We start from the raw sequence: 24,067 nt of genomic DNA on the forward strand, positions 1-24,067 counted from the left end.
CTTGTCTCGCTAGAAGCCCGGCAGGCTCGTTGCTATGATCTATTTGTATTCGTTTTGTTCTCATTTGACAATAGGGCTAACTCATTGATTAAAAACAGTTCCGAAATTTTGTTCTATAATCGTTCTCTAACATCAGCAATTACGAAAATAATCGAACTATCCACGAATTAACTTAATTCAAACCAAACTGCCCATCCACCGATTCGGAAAAGCAAAGAAAAACGCAGCCCTTCTATCGAAGAACTGCGTTGTTTGAAGCCTATTAACCCTTGGAAGGGAATCAGCTGGCGGCGCGAAGCGGAGAAATCTGGATTTCCACGCGACGGTTCTGCGCACGGCCTTCCGGTGTTGCGTTGGTGGCAACGGGCTGGCTCGCGCCATAGCCGATAACGGCGAAGCGACGCGGATCGATACCCTGCGAACCGAGATAGCTCGCGACCGACGCGGCGCGGCGCTGCGAAAGAGCCTGATTGTGGCTGACGCTACCGGTCGAATCGGTGTGGCCATAAACGTCCACAAGCGTCTGGTTGAATTTGCGCAATACAATCGCGACCGAATTAAGCGTCGGGTAGAACTGGCTCTTCACCTGATCCTGATCGGTATCGAAAGTGATGCTGGACGGCATATTAAGGATGATCTGGTCGCCGTTACGGGTCACAGACACACCGGTGCCCTGCAGCTGTGCACGGAGCTCGTTTTCCTGACGATCCATGTAATTGCCGATTGCGCCGCCGCCAAGTGCACCAATACCGGCACCAATCAGAACGGCATTGCGCTGTGCACGGCTGGAACCGCCGACCATCAGGCCGCCGAGAGCGCCCACAGCCGCGCCAATCGCAGCACCACCTGCGGTGTTCGACATCTTCTGTTCCCCGGTATAGGGGTCGGTGGTGCAGCCTGCCAGAAATGTGGCGGCGAAAAGGGCAATACCGATCTTCTTCAGCATGAAATGGTCATCCTCAATTAGCGAATCCGTCGCATGATAATAGCGATTAAGGCCGGATGGTGTCTCAAATGCGAGTTTGAATCCAGCCTTTCGCTTTTTAACTGAAGCCTCCGCAACTGCGCAACTGCGTGGCGTAACGATTGGCCATGGATTGGGCACGTTTTGCGCCATTGAGCGCCGTGGCATTCCCGCGCCAGACACCACGAGCGTAACCGCCGTGACCCGAATAGTAAGCGAGATAAAGGCTATATGCATCGGCGCGATTGATGCCGTTTTTCAGATAGCTTTGATAGTGATACCAGCCAATGAAATGGATAGCGTCCGCGAAATTGGTGCGTGATGCAGTCCAGCGACCGGTTTCCCGCTTGTAACGATCCCACGTGCCGTTCAGCGCCTGGGAATAGCCATAGGCGCTGGAAGCCCGCTTCCACGGTATGATCCAGAGAATCTTGGTCCGTGGCGGGCGTGCATAGGGCTGGAAGCCGGATTCGGTATAGATTGTGGCCATCAGAACCGGAACCGGCACGCCGAATTCGCGCGAAACCCGCGTGGCAGCCGTCTGCCAGTTATTGAACCAACCGTCGCGTTGATCGAAGACCGCACACACATTGTTGACCTGCCGTGGGGCAGTCGCGCAGCCTCCTAGGATCACGAGCGCGACGAGAAACAAAACGCGCATCATGGAAAACCTCGTCTCTTTGCAAAGATTGATAAAGCGTAAAAATTAAGAAGACCTTTCTAACGACAGGTCACCCCTTTCCGGGGACCTTCAAACTCGCGTGAAGAAGCAAAGTAAAAGCCGCTGCCAATATGACGGCGGCACGAACTGTGCCCAAACTGTGGATGAATGTGGATAACTATGGGGATAGCGCATTTTCAGCGGTCGAAACTGCGTGAAAACCAATGGTTAGAGCGATTGCGCTGAAACAGAACCACTCCAAACTTCAACGGCGTCCCTGGCGCCCCTGTCGCAACCGCGCCCAGTATTCGAGGCGCTTGCGGATATCTCGCTCAAAACCCCGCTCCGGCGGATCATAGAATTTTTGCCTGCCCATGCTTTCCGGGAAATAATCCTGTCCCGAAAACGCGTCTGGCTGGTCGTGGTCATAGGCATAGCCGTCGCCGTAGCCCTCATTCTTCATAAGCTTGGTTGGCGCGTTGAGAATATGCTTCGGCGGCAGCAGGGAACCGTTCTCCTTGGCCGCACGCATTGAGGCTTTATAGGCCACATAGACGGCGTTCGATTTCGGAGCCGTTGCAAGATAAACACAGGCCTGTGCGAGCGCCAGTTCGCCTTCCGGCGAACCAAGATAGTCATAGGCATCCTTGGCGGCGTTGCAGATGACCAGTGCCTGCGGGTCGGCCAAGCCGATATCTTCCACCGCCATGCGCACCAGCCGCCGCCCTAGATATAACGGATCTTCGCCCGCATCGAACATACGGGAAAGATAGTAGAGCGCTGCGTCGGGGTCCGATCCCCGCACGGATTTATGCAGCGCCGAAATCAGATTGTAATGCCCGTCCTGCCCCTTGTCATAAACCGGGGCGCGACGTTGCACGACATCCTGCAGCTTTTCGGCAGTAAACACTTCATCGGGACGGGCCGCACGCCAGACTTCCTCGGCAAGCGTCAGCGCAGCACGTCCATCGCCGTCAGCCATGCGAACAAGGCTTACCCGTGCTTCCTCGTCCAGCGGCAATGGACGTTCTTCTTGCTCTTCGGCACGGGTCAGAAGTGTTGCAATACTCTCGCCATCATGGGGATGAAAAGTAAGCACTCTCGCCCGGGACAAAAGAGCAGCATTGAGCTCGAAAGACGGGTTTTCCGTCGTGGCGCCGATCAGGATAACAGTGCCGTCTTCCATGACCGGCAAAAACGAATCCTGCTGGGCGCGATTAAAGCGATGAATTTCGTCTACGAAAAGCAGGGTCTGGCGTCCCGACATACGCCGCGCGCGAGCAGTCTCGAAAACCTTCTTGAGATCGGCAACGCCGGAGAAGATCGCCGAAATCTGTTCAAACGCGAGATCAGTTTCTCCGGCAAGCAGGCGGGCAACGGTCGTCTTGCCGGTTCCCGGAGGTCCCCAGAAGATCATGGAACCGAGCGAACCGGATGCAATCATGCGCGTCAGCACACCTTCTGGCCCGGTCAGATGTTCCTGACCGGTTACTTCCGACAAATGCTTCGGACGCAAGCGATCAGCAAGCGGCCGGTTGCGGTCCGCGTTCGGGTCTGCCGCTGCTGAGAAAAGGTCGCTCATTTCATTCGCTCGATCGATAAATTAAATGCCGCTTCAGGCATAATGCTACCCGAAGCGGCATGCAACTTTTGGCGATATACTGGCCGACAGTTTTAACGCACGAACTGACGCAACAACGTTCCGTTGCGTTCCACCTCAAGCCGCCAGGCAAGACCACGTCCCCCATCCAGAATCGCGGTCATCTCCTCCACGGAGCGGATAGGATTTCCGTTGATGCTTCGAACAATGTCGCCCGGGCGCAATCCGAGCCGTGCCGCCGGCGAGCCGGAATAGACGTCAACAACGACCACGCCCTGGCTTTCACTCTTGAGACGCAGTTTTTTAGCCGTGGATGGCGTCAGCACAAGAACAGCTGCACCGGCGAAGGGATTATCGCCCTTGATCACCTGTGGCGCAGTTTCCTTGACTTCGGGCGCTTTGGAAAGCTTCACCGGGATGGTCTGGTTCTTTCCATCCCGCATGATTTCGACCGACACGGTGTTACCAATGCCAGCCGTCGACAGACGATAACCAAGCACATCCTGATTATCGACGCGAACGCCCTGAACGGACAGAACCACATCGCCGATTTTCAGTCCTGCGGCTTCTGCAGGACCACCTTTTGCAACTGCTGTGATCAGGGCACCATAGGGCTTTTCCATTCCAAGCCCTTCGGCCAGATCGGAGGTGACCCCTTGGAAAGTCGCGCCGATATAGGGGCGCTCGAAACTTTTGCTGCCATTCTGCGCAGCTTCCACGACGGCGCGGACCATATTGGACGGAATAGCAAAGCCGATGCCCACGGAACCGCCAGAACGTGAATAGATCGCTGTGTTGATACCTATCAGGCGTCCGCGCATGTCAATCAATGCGCCACCGGAGTTGCCGGGATTGATAGCCGCATCCGTCTGGATAAAGAAATCAAAATCGGAAATGCCAACCTGTGTTCGGGATTGCGCCGACACGATACCGCTCGTCACAGTCTGTCCGACGCCGAACGGATTGCCGATGGCCAGCACCAGATCACCAACTTCGACTTCGTCGGAATTGCCGAGGCCCAACACTGGAAACTTGTCCTTGGCTTCAATTTTCAACACGGCAAGGTCTGTGGTTTCATCGCGCAGAAGCAGCTTGCTTTCGAACTCGCGACCGTCCGACAAGGCGACTTTGATTTCGTCGGCATCCTTGATGACGTGATTGTTCGTCACGACAATGCCTGAACTATCGACAATCACGCCGGAACCGAGCGACTGTTGGATACGTGGTTTGCTTTCCCCGAACTGCCGCCCGAAAAACTGCTCGAAGAACGGATCGCCTGCAAATGGCGATTGTGCCCGTGCCTGCACTTGTCGCGCCGCATAGACATTCACAACAGCTGGTGTCGTCTCTTTCACGAGAGGAGCGAAGGAAAGTTGCATATCAGCGCGGCTGAGCGGCACTTCTTTGGGAGATGTCGCAGGCGCATCCTGCGACATTGCCTGCGGCATGACCAGCCCGATGGATGTCAGCATAAGACCCAATACACCTAAACGTCGCCAATTCATGCACATACTCCGCGCTTTCCGAGGGCACTCATATCTTCCGTGAAAAAATATGAGATTCGTCGTCCATATGTAGTCAACTGAGGACAAGGATAAAGGGCCACATTGTGACCTTGAAGTGCCGCACGGCAATTTTCTTGAAACATATCGATTCGAAAGAGCCGAACAGCAGCAACAAACAAACAAAAAAGGGCCGCTCAAGGCGGCCCTTTTTCAATAATCAGAAACAGTGCAGATTATGCTGCGTCTGCTTCAGCAGCCTGTTCGGCTTCGACGCGGGCGCGGTCAGCCTTGCCCTTTGCATCGACGTCGCGTTCCACGAATTCAACAACAGCCAGAGGCGCGTTGTCGCCAGCGCGGAAGCCAGCTTTCATGATGCGAATGTAGCCGCCGTTGCGGGTTGCATAGCGAGCAGCCAGCGTATCGAACAGCTTTGCAACAAGCTTAACGTCGCGAATAGCCGAGATAGCCTGACGGCGTGCATGCAGATCGCCGCGCTTGCCGAGAGTGACAAGCTTTTCTACGATCGGACGGATTTCCTTAGCTTTAGGAAGCGTGGTCACAATCTGTTCATGCTCGATGAGCGAAGCCGCCATGTTGGCGAACATTGCCTTGCGATGCGAGGCAGTGCGGTTCAGCTTACGCTGTCCATTACCGTGGCGCATGGCCTTCTCCTTAATTAGTTCTAGCCGGGATATTTCCGGTCACATTTTCGTTCCAGGCATTTCAGGATGCGAAACCGGTTACCGGTTCCGCAGGAAATGCTCAGTATTGGTCTTCGTAGCGCTTTGCGAGATCTTCGATGTTTTCTGGCGGCCAGGACGGGATTTCCATACCGAGATGGAGACCCATCGATGCCAGTACTTCCTTGATCTCGTTGAGTGACTTGCGGCCGAAATTCGGAGTCCGCAGCATCTCGGCTTCCGTCTTCTGGATCAGATCGCCGATATAGACGATGTTGTCGTTCTTCAGGCAGTTTGCCGAACGGACAGACAGTTCGAGCTCGTCGACCTTCTTGAGCAGAGCCGGGTTGAAAGCCAGTTCCGCAACCTGTTCCTGCGGAGCTTCCTTCTGAGGCTCTTCGAAGTTGACGAAGATCGCCAGCTGGTCCTGGAGAATACGAGCAGCATACGCCACTGCGTCTTCACCGCTGACCGAGCCGTTTGTCTCGATGTTCAGCGTCAGCTTGTCATAATCGAGAACCTGACCTTCACGGGTGTTCTCGATCTTGTACGACACCTTGCGAACCGGAGAATAGAGGCTGTCAACCGGGATAAGCCCGATCGGAGCATCTTCTGCACGATTGCGGTCGGCAGGCACATAGCCCTTGCCGGTGTTGACGGTGAATTCCATGCGGATTTCAGCGCCTTCGTCCAGCGTGCAGATGACGTGATCCGGGTTAAGGATCTCGACATCGCCGACAGTCTGAATGTCGCCAGCCGTAACGACGCCTGGGCCTTCCTTGCGGACGACCATGCGCTTCGGGCCCTCGCCTTCCATGCGGATGGCGATTTCCTTGACGTTCAGAACGATATCCGTAACGTCTTCGCGGACGCCCGGGATCGAAGAGAATTCATGCAGAACGCCATCGATCTGAATGGCGGTCACGGCAGCGCCGCGAAGCGACGACAGAAGCACGCGACGCAGAGCATTACCGAGCGTCAGACCGAAGCCGCGTTCCAGCGGTTCAGCAACGACGGTTGCATGCGTGCGGGAGCCGTTGGTGATGAAATCTACCTTGTTCGGCTTGATGAGTTCCTGCCAGTTCTTCTGGATCATGTAAGTATCCCTCTATCAATCGTCGCTACCATCCTATCGTAGCGATCAAGTGTAGAAACCGCAGAGGAGCCCCGAACTTGAAAAGCCCGAGGCTCGTACGGCATGTGAACGAGGATTAGACCCGGCGCTTCTTGCGCGGACGGCAACCGTTGTGCGGGATCGGCGTAACATCGCGGATCGACGTGATCACAAAGCCGGCAGCCTGAAGGGCGCGCAGCGCGGATTCACGGCCAGAACCCGGTCCGCAAACCTCGACTTCGAGGGAGCGCATACCGTGTTCCTGAGCCTTCTTGGCACAATCTTCGGCAGCGATCTGAGCGGCGAACGGGGTCGACTTACGCGAACCCTTGAACCCCTGAGCACCGGCAGACGACCAGGCAATCGCATTGCCCTGAGCATCCGTGATGGTGATCATGGTGTTGTTGAACGTCGAATTTACGTGGGCAACGCCCGACGAGATGTTTTTACGCTCGCGACGGCGAACGCGCGTGGCTTCCTTGGCCATGACAGTCCTTTCAATCGATCTCTACACCGCCGTAATTCCAGCGGCTACACCGGTCCTCAAGAAAGGACCAGCATCAAACCCAACCGGCGCACCGGAAAGGCCCGACGGAACAAATGTCCCGTCGAAATTACTTCTTCTTGCCTGCGATTGCCTTCGCTGGACCCTTGCGGGTGCGTGCGTTGGTGTGCGTGCGCTGGCCGCGAACCGGCAGCGAACGACGATGACGCAGACCGCGGTAGCAGCCCAGGTCCATCAGGCGCTTGATGTTCATCGAAACTTCACGACGCAGGTCACCTTCGACCTGGTAGTCAGCATCGATTGCTTCGCGGATCTGAAGGACTTCAGCATCCGACAGCTGGTTAACGCGACGATCGTCAGCAATGCCGACCTTCGTTACGATTTCCCGAGCAAATTTCGGTCCGATCCCGTGAATGTACTGAAGCGCAATAACAACGCGCTTGTTCGTCGGGATGTTGACGCCAGCGATACGTGCCACGTCTGTTCTCCTTGAGTTATAAAAATTTCCATCTGGCAGATGCGATCAACCAGACAGCATTAAACGACCGGTACCGGCCTCTTTCGATTTCCGCCGATACCCGCCATTCAAAACCAGTTGAAGTGGCGCAGTCTTTGACGGAATCGCCCGAAAAAGTCAACTCTTAACTGTCCGTAAAGCCATCAAACCGGCCTGACAGGCAACTCAAGCAACTTCTGGAAGCAATAAACGGGCAGAAAACGCTTCACGCTTTCCCTGCCCGCAATGGAATGAGGCTTCTTCAAGCCTCTTCAATTTTCATGCCGGAACCAGAATTCTCTCGATTTCGGCAGTAACTTCTTCAACCGGCGCCATGCCATTGATGACGCGCAGTTCACCAGTTCCGGCATAATAGCTCGAAAGCGGCGAAGTCTTTTCGCGGTATTCCACGAGACGCTTGCGGAACGCTTCTGGATTGTCGTCCGAACGGACCTGACCACCCTTGGCAATCGTTTCAGCCACGCGGCTCTCCATCCGCTTGACCAGAGCATTCTCGTCAACCTTCAGCTCAATGACTGCATCGAGCTTTAGGCCCTTCCCCGCCAGCATGGTTCCCAGAGCCTGAGCCTGTGGAACGGTGCGTGGATAACCGTCAAGGATGAAACCGTTCGCGCAGTCAGGCGCATCGATGCGCTCCGAAACGATCTGGTTCACGATCTCATCGGAAACCAGTTGCCCGGCGTCCATCACGGCCTTGGCGCGCTTCCCGATCTCGCTCTGCTGGGCGACTGCTGCACGCAGCATGTCGCCGGTCGAGAGCTGAGGAATTCCATGCTTCTTGGTAAGAAGTCCAGCCTGCGTCCCCTTACCTGCTCCGGGCGGCCCAAGAAGTATCAGTCTCATTTATTGCGTTTCCCACCTCTGAGTTTGGACTTCTTGATCAGCCCTTCATACTGATGGGCGATCAGATGTCCCTGAATTTGCGCAACCGTGTCAAGCGTTACGCTCACAACGATCAGCAGTGAGGTGCCACCAAGATAGAACGGCACACCGGTTGCGGAAATCAGGAATTCCGGCAGGAGACAGACAAGCACGATATAGATGGCGCCGACAACAGTGATGCGTGTCAGCACATAGTCTATGTATTCGGCGGTACGCTCACCCGGACGAATGCCCGGAATAAAGCCGGAATGCTTCTTGAGCTGGTCAGCAGTGTCCTTGGGATTGAACACAATGGCCGTGTAGAAGAAGCAGAAGAATGCCATCAATGCGGCATAGAACAGCATGTAAAGCGGCTGACCATGACCGAGTGCATTGAGAACGGTAGTAGCCCAGGCCGGCATTTCTGTCGTGTTGGCGAAACCGGCGACCGTCGCAGGCAGAAGCAACAACGACGAGGCGAAAATCGGAGGAATGACGCCTGCGGTATTGAGCTTCAACGGCAGATGCGACGTATCGCCCTGGAACATGCGGTTGCCGACCTGACGCTTCGGATACTGGATCAGAAGGCGACGCTGCGCACGTTCAACGAATACGATGACCGCAATCAGCACGATGGCAAGAATGATAACGCCCAGAATGAGTCCCGTCGACAGCGCGCCGGTACGGCCAAGTTCCAGCGTGCCGGAAATAGCGTGCGGCAGGTTGGCCACGATACCGGAGAAGATGATCAGCGAGATACCGTTGCCGATACCGCGTGCAGTGATCTGCTCGCCGAGCCACATCAGGAACATCGTGCCGCCAACAAGGGTGATCACCGACGAAACGACGAAGAACGGTCCCGGATTGGTGACAATACCGTTACCGGACTGCAAGCCAACGGAAATCGCGTAGGCCTGAACAAGCGCCAGAAGCACCGTGCCGTAACGCGTATACTGATTGATGATCTTGCGACCTGCCTCGCCTTCCTTCTTCAGCGCTTCAAGAGACGGAACAACCGACGTCATGAGCTGCACGATGATGGAGGCAGAGATATAAGGCATGATGCCGAGCGCGAAAATGGCCATACGACCGACGGCGCCACCGGCGAACATGTTGAAAAGCCCGAGCACACCCTGGCTATGCTGCTGGAAAGCCTGCGCAAGCGCGTCAGGATTGATGCCGGGAAGCGGAATATAGGTGCCGAACCGGTATACGAGCAAAGCACCCAGCGTGAACCAGATGCGCTTCTTGAGTTCTTCTGCTTTCGAGAAAGCTGAAAAATTGAGATTGGAAACTAGCTGTTCAGCAGCCGATGCCATTAAATTTCTCCGGTGAAAAGTCTCCGGTCCTCCGCCCCCGTCAGCGCAATCTATTGCGGTCGCGCCTCGAGACTAAAAAGACCCTACCCAGATATGCGCATTGGCATAAATGTGCAAGCGGCGGCACTGAGGCCGCCGCTTTTTATTTTTGTATCGAAGCCTTATTCGGCAGCGGCTTCAGGAAGCTTGATGCTACCGCCAGCCTTTTCGATCTTTTCGACCGCAGCCTTGGAAGCACCGGCTACCTCGAAAGCAACCTTTGCCTTCAGCTCGCCGTCCGAAAGGATGCGAACGCCGTCTTTGGCACGACGAATCACGCCAGCAGCCTTCAGCGAATCGAGGTTCACAACTGCCTTGGCATCAAGCTTACCTGCATCGATAGCGGCCTGAACACGGCCGAGCGATACAACGTTGAAGCTCTTTGCGAAGATGTTGGTGAAGCCGCGCTTCGGCAGACGGCGGTAGATTGGCATCTGGCCGCCTTCAAAGCCATTGATCGCGACGCCCGAACGGGACTTCTGACCCTTGACACCACGACCACCGGTTTTGCCGGTGCCCGAACCGATACCGCGGCCAACACGCTTGCGTGCTTTGACCGAACCTGGCTTGTCACGCAGATCGTTGAGTTTCATATCTCTATCTCCTGCGCTATCACGCCTCGTCCACAACTCGGACGAGGTGTGGAAGCTTGGCGATCATGCCACGAACTGCCGGAGTATCTTCCAGCGTGCTGCGGCGGTGCATTTTATTAAGACCCAGACCGATCAGCGTTGCACGCTGCTCGGCTGGACGACGGATTGGGCTTCCGATCTGCTCGACCGTAACCGTCTTGCCCTTCTTCTCAGCCATCACTCAAATCCCTTGTCTATGGCGTATCCGGTGGCCTGTGCGGCCCCGGACGAACACAAACTATCGGCTACTCTTCCGAACCGACCACATCATGGCGGCGAGCCTGAAGGGTCGAGTACTTGATGCCGCGCTGTGCAGCGATGTCCTTCGGATGCATCTGATGCTTCAGAGCATCGAACGTCGCACGAACCATGTTGTAAGGGTTCGACGAACCGAGCGACTTGGCGACAACGTCCTGAACGCCGAGCGTTTCGAACACTGCACGCATCGGACCACCGGCGATGATACCCTTACCAGCAGGAGCTGCGCGGAGCAGAACCTTGCCGGCGCCGTGACGGCCTTCAACATCGTGGTGCAGCGTACGGCCCGAACGCAGCGGTACGAAGATCATGTCGCGCTTAGCAGCTTCCGTAGCCTTACGGATAGCTTCCGGCACTTCACGAGCCTTGCCATGACCGAAGCCTACGCGGCCCTTCTGGTCGCCAACAACGACGAGCGCAGCAAAACCGAAGCGACGGCCGCCCTTGACGACCTTGGCGACGCGGTTGATGTGAACGAGCTTATCGACGAATTCGCTGTCGCGCTCCTCACGGCCGCGATCTTCGCGGTTACGTTCTCTCTGTGCCATATCCTGATTTCCTTTTTCTTTTCCGGAAGCACAAAATGCTATTAGAAGCTCAGTCCGCCTTCGCGGGCAGCTTCGGCGAGAGCCTTCACACGGCCGTGGTAAATGAATGCACCACGGTCGAACACTACTTCGCTGACGCCTGCTTTAACGGCACGCTCGGCAACCAGCTTGCCAACTGCAGCAGCTGCTGCGGAGTCGGCGCCGGTCTTGAGCTTGCCCTTCAGGTCGCCATCCAGGGTCGAAGCAGCGGCGATGGTAACACCGCGAACGTCGTCGATAACCTGAACGTAGATGTTCTTGGAAGAGCGGTGCACGCTGAGACGTGGACGGCCGTTTGCGACAGCCTTGACCTGACGGCGTACACGAGCAGCGCGACGCTGCAAAGTTTCTTTTGGCGATGCCATGACGCGCTTCCCTTACTTCTTCTTGCCTTCTTTGCGGACGATCTTCTCGCCAGCATACTTGACGCCCTTGCCCTTGTAAGGCTCGGGGCCGCGATATTCGCGGATCTCAGCCGCGACCTGACCGACCTGCTGCTTGTCGATACCGGTGACGACGATTTCCGTCGGCTTCGGAACGGCAACAGTGATGCCAGCAGGCACGTCGTAGACCACTTCGTGGCTGAAGCCGAGCGAAAGCTGCAGGTTCTTGCCCTGCATGGCAGCGCGGTAACCGACGCCGCTGATTTCGAGCTTCTTTTCGAAGCCGTCCTTCACGCCAACAAAAATGTTGGAGATCATCGTGCGGGACATGCCCCACTTCGAACGAGCTTCCTTCGACTGGTCGCGCGGATCGACGCTGACAGCGCCGTCTTCCATCTTGACCAGAACTTCATCGTGCACGACGAAGGAGAGTTCACCCTTCGCGCCCTTGGCCTTGACGATCTGCCCATCAACACTGGCGGTCACGCCTGCCGGGACCGGCACGGGTTTTTTACCGATACGAGACATTTTAATACCTGTCTTTTATCTGTTCGCTGTCAACCGCATCAGAAGATGCGGCAGAGCAGCTCACCACCAACGTTTTGTTCACGGGCTTCATGATCAGCCATCACACCCTTAGGGGTGGACAGGATCGAGATGCCAAGACCATTCGCAACCTGCGGGATCGACTTGACCGACACGTATACACGGCGGCCAGGCTTCGAAACGCGGGTCAGTTCACGAATGACTGGAACGCCTTCATAGTACTTCAGTTCGATTTCGATCTCGGCTTTGCCGTTCACGAATTCACTCTGCGTGTATCCGCGGATGTAACCTTCAGACTGAAGAACATCAAGAACGCGAGCGCGCAACTTGGAAGCCGGGGTCGAAACCTTGGTCTTCTTGCGGCCTACTGCGTTACGAATACGGGTCAGCATGTCGCCGATAGGATCTGACACAGACATATGCTACTCCTTACCAGCTCGACTTGACGATGCCCGGGATCTGACCGAGCGAACCCAACTGACGGAGCGCAATACGCGACATCTTCAGTTTACGGTAATAACCACGCGGACGGCCCGAAACTTCGCAACGATTGCGAATACGAACCTTCGATGAATTGCGCGGCAGTTCGGCAAGCCGGATAGTGGCGCGGAAGCGCTCCTCCAGCGGAAGGCCCTGATCCATTACGATCGCCTTCAGACGTGCACGCTTGTCAGCATGACGCTTAACCAACTTTTCGCGGCGCTTGTTTTTTTCGACTGCGCTAGTCTTGGCCATATTATTATACCTCGCTACGCTTGCCGTTACTGCCGGAAGGGGAAGTTGAATGCACGCAGAAGAGCGCGCGCTTCATCATCCGTCTTGGCGGTCGTGCAAACGATGATGTCCATGCCCCAGATCTGATCAACCTTATCGTAGTTGATTTCCGGAAACACGATGTGCTCCTTGATACCCATGGCATAGTTGCCACGTCCGTCAAAGCTCTTCGGGTTCAGGCCGCGGAAGTCGCGAACGCGAGGAAGAGCGATCGTGATGAAACGATCAAGGAATTCGTACATGCGGTCCTGGCGAAGGGTGACCTTCGTGCCGATCGGCATGCCTTCACGCAACTTGAATGTTGCGATCGAGTTACGGGCGCGGGTGATAACAGCCTTTTGACCAGCAATCAAGCCAAGGTCTTCAGCAGCTACAGCCGGCTTCTTGGAGTCGCCAGTGGCTTCGCCAACGCCCATGTTGAGGACAACCTTGGTGATGCGTGGAATCTGCATCTCGTTGTCGTATTTGAATTCTTCAAGCAGAGCCTTACGAATGTTTTCGTTGTAAAGCTTCTTGAAGCGGGGAAGTGCCTTAGCTTCAGCCATCGATCAGCGCTCCAGAACGTTTTGCGACACGAACCTTCTTGCCGTCCTCGACGCGGAAACCGACGCGGGTCGGCTTACCGTCCTTGGGATCAGCAATTGCCAGGTTAGACAGGTGGATCGGCGCTTCCTTGGAGATAATGCCGGCTTCCTGGGTCTGGGTCTGACGCTGATGACGCTTCACAACGTTGATACCGCGAACGAGCGCCTGCTCGTCCTTAGGCATAACCTTGAGAACTTCGCCTTTACGGCCCTTGTCCTTACCGGACAGCACGACAACGCTGTCGCCTTTGCGAATCTTCTGCATCGTCTTGCTTCCTTACAGAACTTCCGGGGCCAGCGAGATGATCTTCATATGGTTCTTTGCGCGAAGTTCGCGCGGAACCGGTCCGAAGATACGCGTGCCGATCGGCTCTTTCTTGTTATCGATGAGAACGGCTGCATTGTTATCGAAACGAATAACGCTGCCGTCCGGACGACGGATGTCCTTGGCGGTGCGTACAACAACCGCCTTCATCACATCACCCTTTTTGACGCGGCCGCGCGGAATAGCTTCCTTGATCGACACCACAATGATGTCGCCAACGGAAGCGTAACGCCGCTTCGAGCCGCCCAGCACCTTGATGCACATGACACGACGTGCGCCGGAGTTATCCGCCACGTCGAGGTTTGTTTGCATCTGAATCATGACTGGCCGCCTTCTTTCCTCTCAGCTGGTTAAGGGCTCCTGCCCTACCTAAGCTGCGTGTTTATAATTTAGCCTGCTGCTTCGTTCGTGAGAACGACCCAGCGTTTGTCCTTCGAGATTGGAGCCGATTCCTGAATGGAAACGAGATCGCCAACCTTGAACTGGTTGTTTTCGTCATGCGCCTTGTACTTCTTAGACTGACGCACGGTCTTCTGGAGGAGCGGATGCGAATAGCGGCGCTCAACCTTGACCACAACAGTCTTGTCATTCTTGTCGCTGACGACAACGCCCTGCAGAACGCGTTTAGGCATTATATTTTTCCTTATGCCTTGCTTGCGGCCGCCTTCTGGCGGGCAATAGTCTTAATACGCGCGATGTCGCGGCGAACCTGCTTCACGCGCGCGGTTTTTTCGAGCTGGCCGGTGGCCTTCTGAAAGCGCAGGTTGAACTGCTCTTTCTTCAGGGTGCCCAGCTCGTCATTCAGTTGATCGAGGCTCTTCGCCCGAACGTCTGCGGCTTTCATAGTTGCCTCTCTCTTATTCAGCAATGCGCTGGATAAAGCGCGTCTTGATCGGCAACTTTGCTGCGCCGAGTCTGAGGGCTTCGCGTGCCACATCTTCGGGTACGCCGTCAAGCTCAAACATCACGCGACCTGGTGCCACACGGCATGCCCAGTAGTCAACCGAACCCTTACCTTTACCCATACGGACTTCGGTAGGCTTCGACGTAACTGGCAGGTCAGGGAAGATGCGGATCCACACGCGGCCGGCACGCTTCATGTGACGGGTGATCGCGCGGCGGGCCGCTTCGATCTGACGTGCAGTGACGCGTTCCGGCTCAACGGCCTTCAAACCGAATGCACCGAAATTCAGATCCGTGCCGCCTTTCGAGTTGCCGTGAATACGGCCCTTGAACTGCTTGCGGAACTTGGTGCGCTTAGGCTGCATCATTGTTCTCTACTCCAAATTTCTCGCCCGCGGCCCGCTTTTTAAGCGTTTTCGCGGCGGCGGTTCGACGAGGAACCCTGATTGTCACCCTCGACCGCACGACGCTCGGAAGCCATCGGATCGTGTTCAAGAATCTCGCCCTTGAAGACCCAGACCTTCACGCCGCAGATACCATAAGCGGTCTTCGCTTCTGCCGTACCGTAGTCGATATCGGCGCGAAGCGTATGAAGCGGAACGCGACCTTCACGGTACCATTCCATGCGAGCGATTTCCGCGCCACCCAGACGACCCGAGCAGTTGATACGGATACCTTCGGCTCCAAGACGCATTGCCGACTGAACGGCACGCTTCATGGCGCGACGGAATGCCACACGCCGTTCGAGCTGCTGAGCGATCGACTGAGCGATCAGCGTAGCGTCGATTTCCGGCTTGCGAACTTCAACGATGTTGAGCGACGTATCGGCATTGGTCATCTCGGAAAGCTTCTTGCGGAGCTTTTCGATGTCTGCACCCTTCTTGCCGATGATGATGCCCGGACGAGCCGAATGGATCGTCACGCGGCACTTCTTGTGCGGACGCTCGATTACGATCTTGGAGATCGCAGCCTGCTTCAGTTCCTCGGTGAGGAATTCGCGGATCTTGACATCTTCATGCAGCAGCTTGCCGTACTCACCGGTATTCGCGTACCAACGCGAATCCCAGGTGCGGTTGATGCCGAGGCGAAGACCGATCGGATTAATCTTCTGACCCATTATGCGGCCTCCCCTTTTTCCGCGACTTCGCGGACAACAATGGTGAGATGCGAAAACGGCTTCTCGATACGGCTCGCGCGGCCACGGCCACGGACGTGGAAGCGCTTCATGACGATCGACTTACCTACATAGGCTTCGGCGACGATCAAAGAATCGACGTCGAGGTCATGGTTGTTTTCTGCGTTCGCAATTGCGGACTGGAGCGTCTTCTTAACCGTATCGGCGATCCGCTTGCGCGAGAACGTCAGATCGGCAAGAGCCGCATTCACCTTCTTGCCGCGGATCATGCTCGCAACAAGGTTCAGCTTCTGCGGGCTGACGCGCAGCGTACGGGCAACAGCTTGCGCTTCGTTGTCCTTGAGCTGACGGGGAGCTTTAGCCTTGCCCATCGTTACTTCCTCTTCGACTTCTTGTCCGCGCCGTGACCGTAATAGGTACGTGTAGGCGCGAATTCACCGAACTTGTGTCCGACCATTTCTTCCGAAATCGACACCGGCACATGCTTGTTGCCGTTGTAGACGCCGAAAGTCAGACCGACAAACTGCGGCAGGATGGTGGAGCGACGGCTCCACATCTTGATAACTTCATTACGACCGCCTTCGCGTACCTTCTCAGCCTTCGTGAGAAGATAGCCATCGACGAACGGACCTTTCCAAACTGAACGAGCCACTTCAGACTACCTCTCTTACTTCTTGCGCTGATGGCGCGAACGCATGATGAACTTGTCGGTCGACTTGTTCGAGCGCGTCTTCTTGCCCTTCGTAGGCTTGCCCCACGGAGTGACAGGGTGACGACCACCCGAGGTACGACCTTCACCACCACCATGCGGGTGATCGACCGGGTTCATTGCAACGCCGCGAACGTGCGGACGCTTGCCACGCCACACCGAACGACCGGCTTTACCGTCGTTGATGTTGCCGTGGTCCGGGTTGGACACTGCACCGACCGAAGCGAAGCAGGCACCTGGAACCAGACGCTGTTCACCGGAGTTGAGGCGCAGAATGGCCATGCCCTGATCGCGACCAACCAGCTGGGCGTAGGTGCCAGCCGAACGAGCGATCTGACCGCCCTTGCCAGGCTTCAGTTCGACGTTGTGAACGATCGTGCCAACCGGCATGGAAGCGAGCGGCATTGCGTTGCCCGGCTTCACGTCGACGGAGTTGCCTGCAACAACCTTGTCACCAACAGCCAGACGCTGCGGAGCCAGGATGTATGCCAGTTCACCGTCTTCGTAACGGATCAGCGCGATGAACGCGGTGCGGTTCGGATCGTATTCCAGACGTTCGACAGTGCCGACGACGTCAAGCTTGCGACGCTTGAAATCGATGAAACGGTACGTACGCTTGTGACCACCGCCCTGAAAGCGAACAGTGATACGACCGGTGTTGTTACGGCCACCCTTCTTGGACAGACCTTCGGTCAGGGACTTGACCGGCTTGCCCTTGTAGAGTCCCGAACGGTCCACGATGACCAGCTGACGCTGGCCTGGCGTGATCGGATTAAAATGCTTGAGTGCCATTGTCTCTTACTCCATGGCCTCTCAGAGACCGGTCGAAACGTCGATGCTCTGGCCTTCGGCCAAAGTAACGATCGCTTTCTTGACGTCGCTCTGGCGCCCGATAAGGCCGCGGAACCGCTTAACCTTACCCTTGCGCACTGCAGTGTTGACTGCGGTAACCTTGACGCCGAACAGCGCTTCGACTGCAGCCTTGATTTCCGGCTTCGTTGCCTTGCGGGCTACGTTGAAGACAACCTGGTTGTGTTCGGAAACCATGGTGGACTTCTCGGTGATAACCGGGCTGACGATCACGTCGTAATGGCGAAGATCAGTCATTTGAAACGCTCCTCGAGGGCTTCGACAGCCGCCTTGGAAAGAACGAGCTTGCCGCGGCGAAGGATGTCGTAAACATTGATGCCCTGCACCGGCAGAACGTCGATGTTCGGGATGTTCGAAGCCGCGCGCTGGAAGTTCACGTCGATCTCTGCACCGCCGATGACGAGTGCATTTTCAAGACCGAGCTTGGCGAACTGCGAAACAAGCTGCTTCGTCTTGGCTTCCGTTGCAGCCAGATCATCGATGATGATCAGGTCAGATGCCTTTGCCTTTGCAGACAGGGCATGACGCAGGCCAAGAGCGCGAACCTTCTTCGGCAGATCGTGATCGTGCGAACGGACAACCGGTCCGTGAGCCTGACCACCACCGCGGAACTGCGGAGCGCGAGCGGAATGGTGACGAGCGCGACCCGTACCCTTCTGCTTGTACATCTTTGCGCCGGTGCGGCTTACGTCGCCACGGCCCTGAGCCTTATGGGAGCCCTGCTGGCGGCGAGCCAACTGCCAGCGTACAACGCGCTGAAGAATGTCGTCACGCGGGTCGAGGCCGAAGATTTCTTCGTTCAGCTTGACCTTGCCGGCATCCTTGCCTTCAAGAGTGGTAATCGTGAGATCCATTATTCGGCTCCCTCAGTCGCGACAGCTTCAGCCTTCGCGGCACCTGCACGCAGAGCGGCCGGCTTCGGCGCGTTCTCAGGCAGCGAGACCTTTACCGCATCGCGCACGATGATCCAGGCGCCCTTGGAGCCAGGAACCGCACCGCGAACCAGAATGAGGCCGCGATCGCTGTCCGTCGAGACAACTTCAATATTCTGCGTGGTTACGCGGGTCTGGCCCATGTGACCAGCCATCTTCTTGCCCTTGAACACCTTACCCGGGTCCTGACGCTGACCGGTCGAGCCGTGAGCGCGGTGGGTAATGGAGTTACCATGGGAAGCGCGATGACCGGCGAAGTTATGACGCTTCATAACACCAGCAAAGCCCTTACCAATCGAAGTACCCGTCACATCGACCTTCTGGCCGGCGACGAAGTGTTCGGCGGTGATTTCAGCGCCGACTTCGAGGAGGTTGTCCGGCGAAACGCGGAATTCCGCGACCTTCGCCTTCGGCTCGACCTCGGCCTTCGCGAAATGACCGCGCATAGCCTTGGACGTGTTCTTTACCTTGGCAAGTCCAACGCCAAGCTGAACAGCCGTGTAACCATTCTTTTCAACTGTACGCTGAGCTACCACGTGGCAATTCTCCATGCGGAGAACCGTCACCGGCACATGCTCGCCGGCGTCGTTATAGACGCGGGTCATGCCCAGCTTCTGTGCAATAACACCTGAACGCATCGGGTTCGTTCCTTCCGTCCTCAAGCCGATTAAAGCTTGATCTCGACATCGACACCGGCGGACAGATCGAGCTTCATCAGCGCGTCCACCGTCTGCGGGGTCGGGTCAACGATATCGAGAAGACGCTTGTGCGTGCGCATCTCGAACTGCTCGCGGCTCTTCTTGTCGATGTGCGGCGACCGGTTAACCGTGAACTTCTCGATCCGCGTAGGAAGCGGGATCGGTCCGCGCACATTTGCACCGGTACGCTTGGCAGTCGACACGATTTCCCGCGTCGAAGCGTCAAGGATCCGATGATCAAACGCCTTGAGGCGAATGCGGATGTTTTGACCGTTCATTTCATCTGTTCCTTGTTACGCGGGAACGCTCGCTCCAAAGCGAGCGTTCCTGCACAAACCTTCATTACTCGATGATCGAGGAGACGATGCCTGCACCGACGGTGCGGCCGCCTTCACGGATAGCGAAGCGGAGCTTCTCTTCCATGGCGATCGGCACGATCAGGGTGACGTCCATAGCGACGTTGTCGCCAGGCATAACCATTTCCGTGCCTTCCGGCAGCGTGACAACACCGGTCACGTCCGTCGTGCGGAAGTAGAACTGCGGACGGTAGTTCGTGAAGAACGGCGTATGACGGCCACCTTCGTCCTTGGTCAGAATGTAGGCTTCTGCCTTGAACTTGGTGTGCGGCTTCACAGAACCCGGCTTGCAGAGAACCTGGCCGCGTTCAACGTCCTCACGGCCAACGCCGCGGATCAGAGCGCCGATGTTGTCGCCAGCCTGGCCCTGATCGAGCAGCTTGCGGAACATTTCAACGCCGGTAACCGTCGTCTTCGCCGTCGCCTTGATGCCGACGATTTCAACTTCTTCACCAACCTTGACGATACCGCGCTCAACGCGACCCGTCACAACCGTACCACGGCCCGAGATCGAGAACACGTCTTCGATCGGCATCAGGAACGGCTGGTCGATCGGACGTTCCGGGGTCGGAATGTAATCGTCAACAGCGGCCATCAGCGAACGAACGGCGTCTTCGCCCAGTTCCTTCGAAGAATCTTCCAGAGCAGCAAGAGCCGAGCCCTTGATGATCGGAACTTCGTCGCCCGGGAAGTCGTACTTCGACAGAAGTTCGCGTACTTCCAGTTCAACCAGTTCGAGCAGTTCTGCATCGTCAACCTGGTCGCACTTGTTCAGGAACACGACGATTGCCGGAACGCCAACCTGACGAGCGAGCAGGATGTGCTCACGGGTCTGCGGCATCGGGCCGTCAGCGGCCGAAACAACCAGAATTGCGCCGTCCATCTGGGCAGCACCGGTGATCATGTTCTTCACATAGTCAGCGTGACCTGGGCAGTCGACGTGTGCATAGTGACGGTTCGGCGTTTCGTACTCGACGTGTGCCGTCGAGATCGTGATGCCGCGGGCGCGCTCTTCAGGAGCGGCGTCGATCTGGTCATACGCCTTGAACTCGCCGAAAAACTTCGTGATCGCTGCAGTCAGCGACGTCTTGCCATGGTCAACGTGACCAATCGTGCCGATGTTAACGTGGGGCTTCGTACGTTCAAACTTACTCTTTGCCATTTGAGCTCTCCGTAAATTTAGCCTGCTCAGGCATTCTTTTAATTGGGAGCGTGACCCTTAGGTCACGCAAACTTCTTCTGGATTTCCTGTGCGACCGCCGTCGGAACCGGCTCATAATGGTCGAACTGCATCGTGTACTGTGCACGGCCCTGGGACATCGAACGCAGGTTGTTCACGTAACCAAACATGTTGGCGAGTGGAACATTTGCATTGACGACCGTGGCGATGCCGCGGGCTTCGGTGCCGGAAATCTGACCGCGACGCGAGTTCAGATCGCCGATAACGTCACCAACGTAATCTTCCGGCGTGACAACCTCGACCTTCATGATCGGCTCGAGGAGCTGAGCGCCTGCCTTCTGCGCACCTTCACGGAACGCTGCACGGGACGCGATTTCGAAGGCGAGAACAGACGAGTCAACGTCATGGTATGCGCCGTCGATCAGGGTGGCCTTCACGCCGAGCATCGGGAAGCCAGCCAGCGGGCCTGCACCCATGACGCTTTCGATACCCTTCTGGACACCCGGAATGTATTCCTTCGGAACCGAGCCGCCGACGATCTTCGATTCGAAGATGAAATCGTCGCCATCATGCGGTTCGAAGATGATCTTAACACGAGCGAACTGACCCGAACCACCCGACTGCTTCTTGTGGGTGTAATCGATTTCAGCCTGACGGGTGATCGATTCACGGTAAGCAACCTGCGGGGCACCGACGTTGGCTTCAACCTTGAATTCGCGCTTCATGCGATCGACGAGAATGTCGAGGTGAAGTTCGCCCATGCCGGCGATGATGGTCTGACCGGATTCTTCGTCCGACTTGACGCGGAAAGAAGGATCTTCGGCTGCCAGACGATTGAGCGCAATGCCCATCTTTTCCTGGTCGGCCTTGGTCTTCGGCTCGATAGCGATTTCGATAACCGGATCCGGGAATTCCATGCGCTCGAGGATAACCGGCTTCAGCGGATCGCAGAGCGTATCGCCAGTGGTGGTTTCCTTGAGGCCAGCCAGAGCAACGATGTCGCCTGCAAAGGCTTCTTCGATGTCTTCACGGCTGTTGGAGTGCATCTGCAACATACGGCCGATACGCTCACGCTTGCCCTTGACGGTGTTTTCGAGCGAAACGCCCTTGGTCAGCTTGCCCGAGTAGATACGAGCAAAGGTCAGCGAACCAACGAACGGGTCGTTCATGATCTTGAATGCGAGCATCGAAAGCGGTGCTTCATCCGAAGATTCACGAGTGGTTTCGGTTTCCGTCTTGACGTCGATGCCCTTGATCGCTGGCACGTCGGTCGGAGCTGGAAGGAATTCCACAACAGCGTCGAGAAGCGGCTGAACGCCACGGTTCTTGAACGCGGTACCGCAAAGGATCGGGTGGAACTTGACCTCGATGGTGCCCTTACGGATCAGCGCACGGAGCTGTTCGTTCGTAGGCATTGTGCCTTCGAGGTAAGCTTCCATGGCAGCTTCGTCGATTTCCACAGCCAGCTCGATGAGCTTTTCGCGGTATTCTTCAGCCTGATCCTTGAGGTGCTCAGGAATTTCACCAACGGTCGCAGCTGCGCCGATCGTGCCATCCCAGGTCAGAGCCTTCATTTCGATCAGGTCGATGACGCCTTCGAACTCGTTTTCAGCGCCGATCGGCAGCTGAACCGGAAGTGCTACTGCGCCAAGACGCGAACCGACCATTTCTACGCAACGGTAGAAATCGGCACCGATCTTGTCCATCTTGTTGACGAAGACCATACGCGGGACGTGGTACTTTTCAGCCTGACGCCACACGGTTTCGGTCTGAGGCTCAACGCCAGCGTTGGCGTCGAGCAGTGCAATTGCGCCGTCGAGAACGCGGAGCGAACGTTCAACTTCAATCGTGAAGTCAACGTGGCCCGGCGTGTCGATGATGTTGAAGCGGCGCTTCTTGCCATCCTGACCCTGCCAGAACGTGGTCGTGGCAGCGGACGTGATGGTGATACCGCGTTCCTGCTCCTGCTCCATCCAGTCCATGGTCGACGCACCATCGTGGGTTTCGCCGATCTTATGGTTCTTACCGGTATAGAACAGAATGCGCTCGGTCATCGTCGTCTTACCGGCGTCGATGTGAGCCATGATACCGAAATTGCGGTAGTCTTCGATTTTATATTCGCGGGCCATGATAGTCGCTCTTTGAATAGGTTTCGACGATTACCAGCGGTAATGCGAGAAGGCGCGGTTGGCTTCAGCCATGCGGTGCGTGTCTTCACGCTTCTTCACAGCAGAACCACGGTTGTTAGCAGCGTCAAGCAGCTCACCGGAAAGACGATCGATCATCGTCGTCTCGTTACGGCCACGAGCAGCATTGATGAGCCAACGGATGGCAAGTGCCTGGCGGCGTTCTGGACGCACATCAACCGGAACCTGATAGGTTGCACCACCAACGCGGCGCGAACGGACTTCGATGTGCGGAGCTACGTTGTCGAGCGCCTGATGGAACAGCGCGACCGGCTCGGACTTGGCCTTAGCTTCGATTACATCGAGCGCACCGTAAACGATGCTTTCAGCAACCGACTTCTTGCCATGAAGCATGACTGCATTCATGAACTTCGTGATAACGAGATCGCCGAACTTCGGATCCGGATTGATCTCACGCTTCTCAGCCTTATGGCGTCTGGACATTTCGTCTCTTCTTTCAATTACATCGGGCTCAGCTCGCCCTCTGGCGGCCGGTATCCCCGGAAAATCTTACTTCGGACGCTTTGCACCGTACTTCGAACGGCGCTGCTTGCGGTTCTTGACACCCTGGGTATCGAGAACGCCGCGGATGATGTGGTAACGCACACCCGGCAAGTCCTTTACACGACCGCCGCGGATCATGACGACGGAGTGCTCCTGCAGGTTATGCCCTTCACCAGGGATATAACCAATGACTTCGAAGCCGTTCGTCAGACGAACCTTGGCAACCTTACGGAGAGCCGAGTTCGGCTTCTTCGGGGTCGTCGTGTAAACGCGGGTGCAAACGCCGCGCTTCTGAGGGTTTGCCTGCAGTGCAGGAACCTTATTACGCTTTACCGGCGCAATGCGCGGCTTGCGGATAAGCTGGTTTACGGTTGGCATACAACCTTCCTCTATAAAAAATCTCGTATCCACGCCCATACGGGCCGTTTCACCGCCATGCTGATGCACGAATTCGGGACAAGTCACGACAACCGGTGACCACCCCGAACAAAAGCAGAGGAAGCTGACGCTTCATGCGAACGGCAAGTTGCATTTCGATCGTAAAACGAACCCTGTTTGAGATGAACTTCAGGGCGCGTCGCCCCGAAAAAGCTTGTCTCACATCGGCTCAGATGGGGTGCTGATACGTCTTTAGCGACGTTTCGTCAAGGGCAGCGGCTCAAGTTTCTTCAACGAAGGTCCGAAACCAGCGTTTTGGCTTCGCCCGGACAGGTTATTGCGCCGCATTTGACGTCTATTCG

Annotated in this window: 35 protein-coding genes; all 35 read right to left on the minus strand. The window is 56.3% G+C overall.

What is annotated here, in order from left to right; translation table 11 throughout:
- Positions 1-280: 280 nt before the first annotated feature.
- Entirely contained in the window at positions 281-946 is a 666-nt protein-coding gene (locus OHI65_RS16530; RefSeq protein ID WP_010659932.1) for an OmpA family protein, read from the minus strand.
- Positions 947-1,043: 97 nt separating this feature from the next.
- Positions 1,044-1,628 carry a transglycosylase SLT domain-containing protein gene (locus OHI65_RS16535; protein ID WP_010659931.1) on the minus strand — a complete coding sequence of 195 codons (585 nt, stop codon included), beginning with the start codon at positions 1,626-1,628 and terminating at the stop codon, positions 1,044-1,046.
- Between the two features lie 262 nt (positions 1,629-1,890).
- Positions 1,891-3,207 carry a replication-associated recombination protein A gene (locus tag OHI65_RS16540; protein WP_125300184.1) on the minus strand — a complete coding sequence of 439 codons (1,317 nt, stop codon included), beginning with the start codon at positions 3,205-3,207 and terminating at the stop codon, positions 1,891-1,893.
- 92 nt (positions 3,208-3,299) lie between these two features.
- Positions 3,300-4,730 (minus strand): DegQ family serine endoprotease, encoded by a 1,431-nt coding sequence (locus OHI65_RS16545; RefSeq protein ID WP_125300183.1) that lies wholly within the window; start codon positions 4,728-4,730, stop codon positions 3,300-3,302.
- 233 nt (positions 4,731-4,963) lie between these two features.
- Positions 4,964-5,392, minus strand: a complete 429-nt coding sequence (gene rplQ / locus OHI65_RS16550) for a 50S ribosomal protein L17 (protein ID WP_010659928.1) — start codon at positions 5,390-5,392, stop codon at positions 4,964-4,966.
- Between the two features lie 100 nt (positions 5,393-5,492).
- Positions 5,493-6,506, minus strand: a complete 1,014-nt coding sequence (locus tag OHI65_RS16555) for a DNA-directed RNA polymerase subunit alpha (RefSeq protein WP_006467001.1) — start codon at positions 6,504-6,506, stop codon at positions 5,493-5,495.
- Positions 6,507-6,621: 115 nt separating this feature from the next.
- Entirely contained in the window at positions 6,622-7,011 is a 390-nt protein-coding gene (gene rpsK, locus OHI65_RS16560) for a 30S ribosomal protein S11 (protein ID WP_002964339.1), read from the minus strand.
- Positions 7,012-7,138: 127 nt separating this feature from the next.
- Positions 7,139-7,507: a 30S ribosomal protein S13 gene (gene rpsM / locus OHI65_RS16565; protein ID WP_006467002.1), complete on the minus strand. Its 369-nt coding sequence runs from the start codon at positions 7,505-7,507 to the stop codon at positions 7,139-7,141.
- Positions 7,508-7,804: 297 nt separating this feature from the next.
- On the minus strand, positions 7,805-8,389 hold the full coding sequence (locus tag OHI65_RS16570) for an adenylate kinase (protein WP_010659927.1): 585 nt from the start codon (positions 8,387-8,389) through the stop codon (positions 7,805-7,807).
- Positions 8,386-9,726 carry a preprotein translocase subunit SecY gene (secY, locus tag OHI65_RS16575; protein WP_010659926.1) on the minus strand — a complete coding sequence of 447 codons (1,341 nt, stop codon included), beginning with the start codon at positions 9,724-9,726 and terminating at the stop codon, positions 8,386-8,388. Before secY ends, OHI65_RS16570 begins: the two co-directional genes overlap by 4 nt.
- A 161-nt stretch (positions 9,727-9,887) precedes the next feature.
- Complete coding sequence (gene rplO, locus OHI65_RS16580; RefSeq protein WP_012091912.1) at positions 9,888-10,358, minus strand: 50S ribosomal protein L15; 471 nt, start codon at positions 10,356-10,358, stop codon at positions 9,888-9,890.
- A gap of 19 nt (positions 10,359-10,377) precedes the next feature.
- On the minus strand, positions 10,378-10,575 hold the full coding sequence (gene rpmD, locus OHI65_RS16585; protein ID WP_002967737.1) for a 50S ribosomal protein L30: 198 nt from the start codon (positions 10,573-10,575) through the stop codon (positions 10,378-10,380).
- 67 nt (positions 10,576-10,642) lie between these two features.
- Positions 10,643-11,203 (minus strand): 30S ribosomal protein S5, encoded by a 561-nt coding sequence (gene rpsE / locus OHI65_RS16590; protein ID WP_006467009.1) that lies wholly within the window; start codon positions 11,201-11,203, stop codon positions 10,643-10,645.
- A gap of 41 nt (positions 11,204-11,244) precedes the next feature.
- Positions 11,245-11,607 carry a 50S ribosomal protein L18 gene (gene rplR / locus OHI65_RS16595; RefSeq protein ID WP_010659924.1) on the minus strand — a complete coding sequence of 121 codons (363 nt, stop codon included), beginning with the start codon at positions 11,605-11,607 and terminating at the stop codon, positions 11,245-11,247.
- Between the two features lie 12 nt (positions 11,608-11,619).
- Entirely contained in the window at positions 11,620-12,153 is a 534-nt protein-coding gene (gene rplF, locus OHI65_RS16600) for a 50S ribosomal protein L6 (RefSeq protein WP_010659923.1), read from the minus strand.
- Positions 12,154-12,191: 38 nt separating this feature from the next.
- The gene (gene rpsH / locus OHI65_RS16605) at positions 12,192-12,590 is read right to left on the minus strand and encodes a 30S ribosomal protein S8 (protein WP_007875325.1); all 399 of its coding nucleotides are present in this window, start codon (positions 12,588-12,590) and stop codon (positions 12,192-12,194) included.
- 10 nt (positions 12,591-12,600) lie between these two features.
- Positions 12,601-12,906 carry a 30S ribosomal protein S14 gene (rpsN, locus tag OHI65_RS16610; RefSeq protein ID WP_010659922.1) on the minus strand — a complete coding sequence of 102 codons (306 nt, stop codon included), beginning with the start codon at positions 12,904-12,906 and terminating at the stop codon, positions 12,601-12,603.
- A gap of 26 nt (positions 12,907-12,932) precedes the next feature.
- Positions 12,933-13,490 (minus strand): 50S ribosomal protein L5, encoded by a 558-nt coding sequence (gene rplE / locus OHI65_RS16615; protein WP_010659921.1) that lies wholly within the window; start codon positions 13,488-13,490, stop codon positions 12,933-12,935.
- Entirely contained in the window at positions 13,483-13,794 is a 312-nt protein-coding gene (rplX, locus tag OHI65_RS16620) for a 50S ribosomal protein L24 (RefSeq protein ID WP_010659920.1), read from the minus strand. Before rplX ends, rplE begins: the two co-directional genes overlap by 8 nt.
- A 12-nt stretch (positions 13,795-13,806) precedes the next feature.
- Positions 13,807-14,175, minus strand: a complete 369-nt coding sequence (gene rplN, locus OHI65_RS16625; RefSeq protein WP_004683923.1) for a 50S ribosomal protein L14 — start codon at positions 14,173-14,175, stop codon at positions 13,807-13,809.
- Between the two features lie 68 nt (positions 14,176-14,243).
- Positions 14,244-14,486, minus strand: coding sequence for a 30S ribosomal protein S17 (gene rpsQ, locus OHI65_RS16630; RefSeq protein ID WP_010659919.1), 243 nt, complete (start codon positions 14,484-14,486; stop codon positions 14,244-14,246).
- Positions 14,487-14,497: 11 nt separating this feature from the next.
- Positions 14,498-14,698, minus strand: coding sequence for a 50S ribosomal protein L29 (gene rpmC, locus OHI65_RS16635; protein ID WP_006467022.1), 201 nt, complete (start codon positions 14,696-14,698; stop codon positions 14,498-14,500).
- Between the two features lie 13 nt (positions 14,699-14,711).
- The gene (gene rplP / locus OHI65_RS16640; protein ID WP_006467023.1) at positions 14,712-15,125 is read right to left on the minus strand and encodes a 50S ribosomal protein L16; all 414 of its coding nucleotides are present in this window, start codon (positions 15,123-15,125) and stop codon (positions 14,712-14,714) included.
- A gap of 38 nt (positions 15,126-15,163) precedes the next feature.
- Positions 15,164-15,874 (minus strand): 30S ribosomal protein S3, encoded by a 711-nt coding sequence (gene rpsC / locus OHI65_RS16645; RefSeq protein WP_006467024.1) that lies wholly within the window; start codon positions 15,872-15,874, stop codon positions 15,164-15,166.
- Positions 15,874-16,263 carry a 50S ribosomal protein L22 gene (gene rplV / locus OHI65_RS16650; RefSeq protein ID WP_010659918.1) on the minus strand — a complete coding sequence of 130 codons (390 nt, stop codon included), beginning with the start codon at positions 16,261-16,263 and terminating at the stop codon, positions 15,874-15,876. Before rplV ends, rpsC begins: the two co-directional genes overlap by 1 nt.
- A 2-nt stretch (positions 16,264-16,265) precedes the next feature.
- Complete coding sequence (gene rpsS, locus OHI65_RS16655; RefSeq protein WP_010659917.1) at positions 16,266-16,544, minus strand: 30S ribosomal protein S19; 279 nt, start codon at positions 16,542-16,544, stop codon at positions 16,266-16,268.
- Positions 16,545-16,559: 15 nt separating this feature from the next.
- Positions 16,560-17,393 (minus strand): 50S ribosomal protein L2, encoded by an 834-nt coding sequence (rplB, locus tag OHI65_RS16660; RefSeq protein WP_010659916.1) that lies wholly within the window; start codon positions 17,391-17,393, stop codon positions 16,560-16,562.
- 21 nt (positions 17,394-17,414) lie between these two features.
- A complete protein-coding gene (locus OHI65_RS16665) occupies positions 17,415-17,708 on the minus strand; it encodes a 50S ribosomal protein L23 (RefSeq protein ID WP_006467028.1) in 294 nt (97 codons plus the stop codon).
- Positions 17,705-18,325 carry a 50S ribosomal protein L4 gene (gene rplD, locus OHI65_RS16670; RefSeq protein ID WP_010659915.1) on the minus strand — a complete coding sequence of 207 codons (621 nt, stop codon included), beginning with the start codon at positions 18,323-18,325 and terminating at the stop codon, positions 17,705-17,707. Before rplD ends, OHI65_RS16665 begins: the two co-directional genes overlap by 4 nt.
- Positions 18,325-19,041, minus strand: a complete 717-nt coding sequence (rplC, locus tag OHI65_RS16675; protein ID WP_012091910.1) for a 50S ribosomal protein L3 — start codon at positions 19,039-19,041, stop codon at positions 18,325-18,327. The genes rplD and rplC overlap by 1 nt, the downstream gene beginning before the upstream one ends.
- 29 nt (positions 19,042-19,070) lie before the next feature.
- Positions 19,071-19,379, minus strand: a complete 309-nt coding sequence (rpsJ, locus tag OHI65_RS16680) for a 30S ribosomal protein S10 (protein ID WP_002964363.1) — start codon at positions 19,377-19,379, stop codon at positions 19,071-19,073.
- Positions 19,380-19,443: 64 nt separating this feature from the next.
- On the minus strand, positions 19,444-20,619 hold the full coding sequence (tuf, locus tag OHI65_RS16685) for an elongation factor Tu (protein ID WP_012091906.1): 1,176 nt from the start codon (positions 20,617-20,619) through the stop codon (positions 19,444-19,446).
- Positions 20,620-20,681: 62 nt separating this feature from the next.
- Positions 20,682-22,766: an elongation factor G gene (gene fusA, locus OHI65_RS16690; RefSeq protein ID WP_010659911.1), complete on the minus strand. Its 2,085-nt coding sequence runs from the start codon at positions 22,764-22,766 to the stop codon at positions 20,682-20,684.
- 30 nt (positions 22,767-22,796) lie between these two features.
- Positions 22,797-23,267, minus strand: coding sequence for a 30S ribosomal protein S7 (gene rpsG / locus OHI65_RS16695; RefSeq protein ID WP_010659910.1), 471 nt, complete (start codon positions 23,265-23,267; stop codon positions 22,797-22,799).
- 66 nt (positions 23,268-23,333) lie between these two features.
- On the minus strand, positions 23,334-23,705 hold the full coding sequence (gene rpsL / locus OHI65_RS16700; protein WP_006471111.1) for a 30S ribosomal protein S12: 372 nt from the start codon (positions 23,703-23,705) through the stop codon (positions 23,334-23,336).
- Positions 23,706-24,067 lie beyond the last annotated feature (362 nt).

Origin of the sequence: Brucella sp. MAB-22 (assembly GCF_025908475.1) — a bacterium.
GTDB lineage: Bacteria > Pseudomonadota > Alphaproteobacteria > Rhizobiales > Rhizobiaceae > Brucella > Brucella anthropi.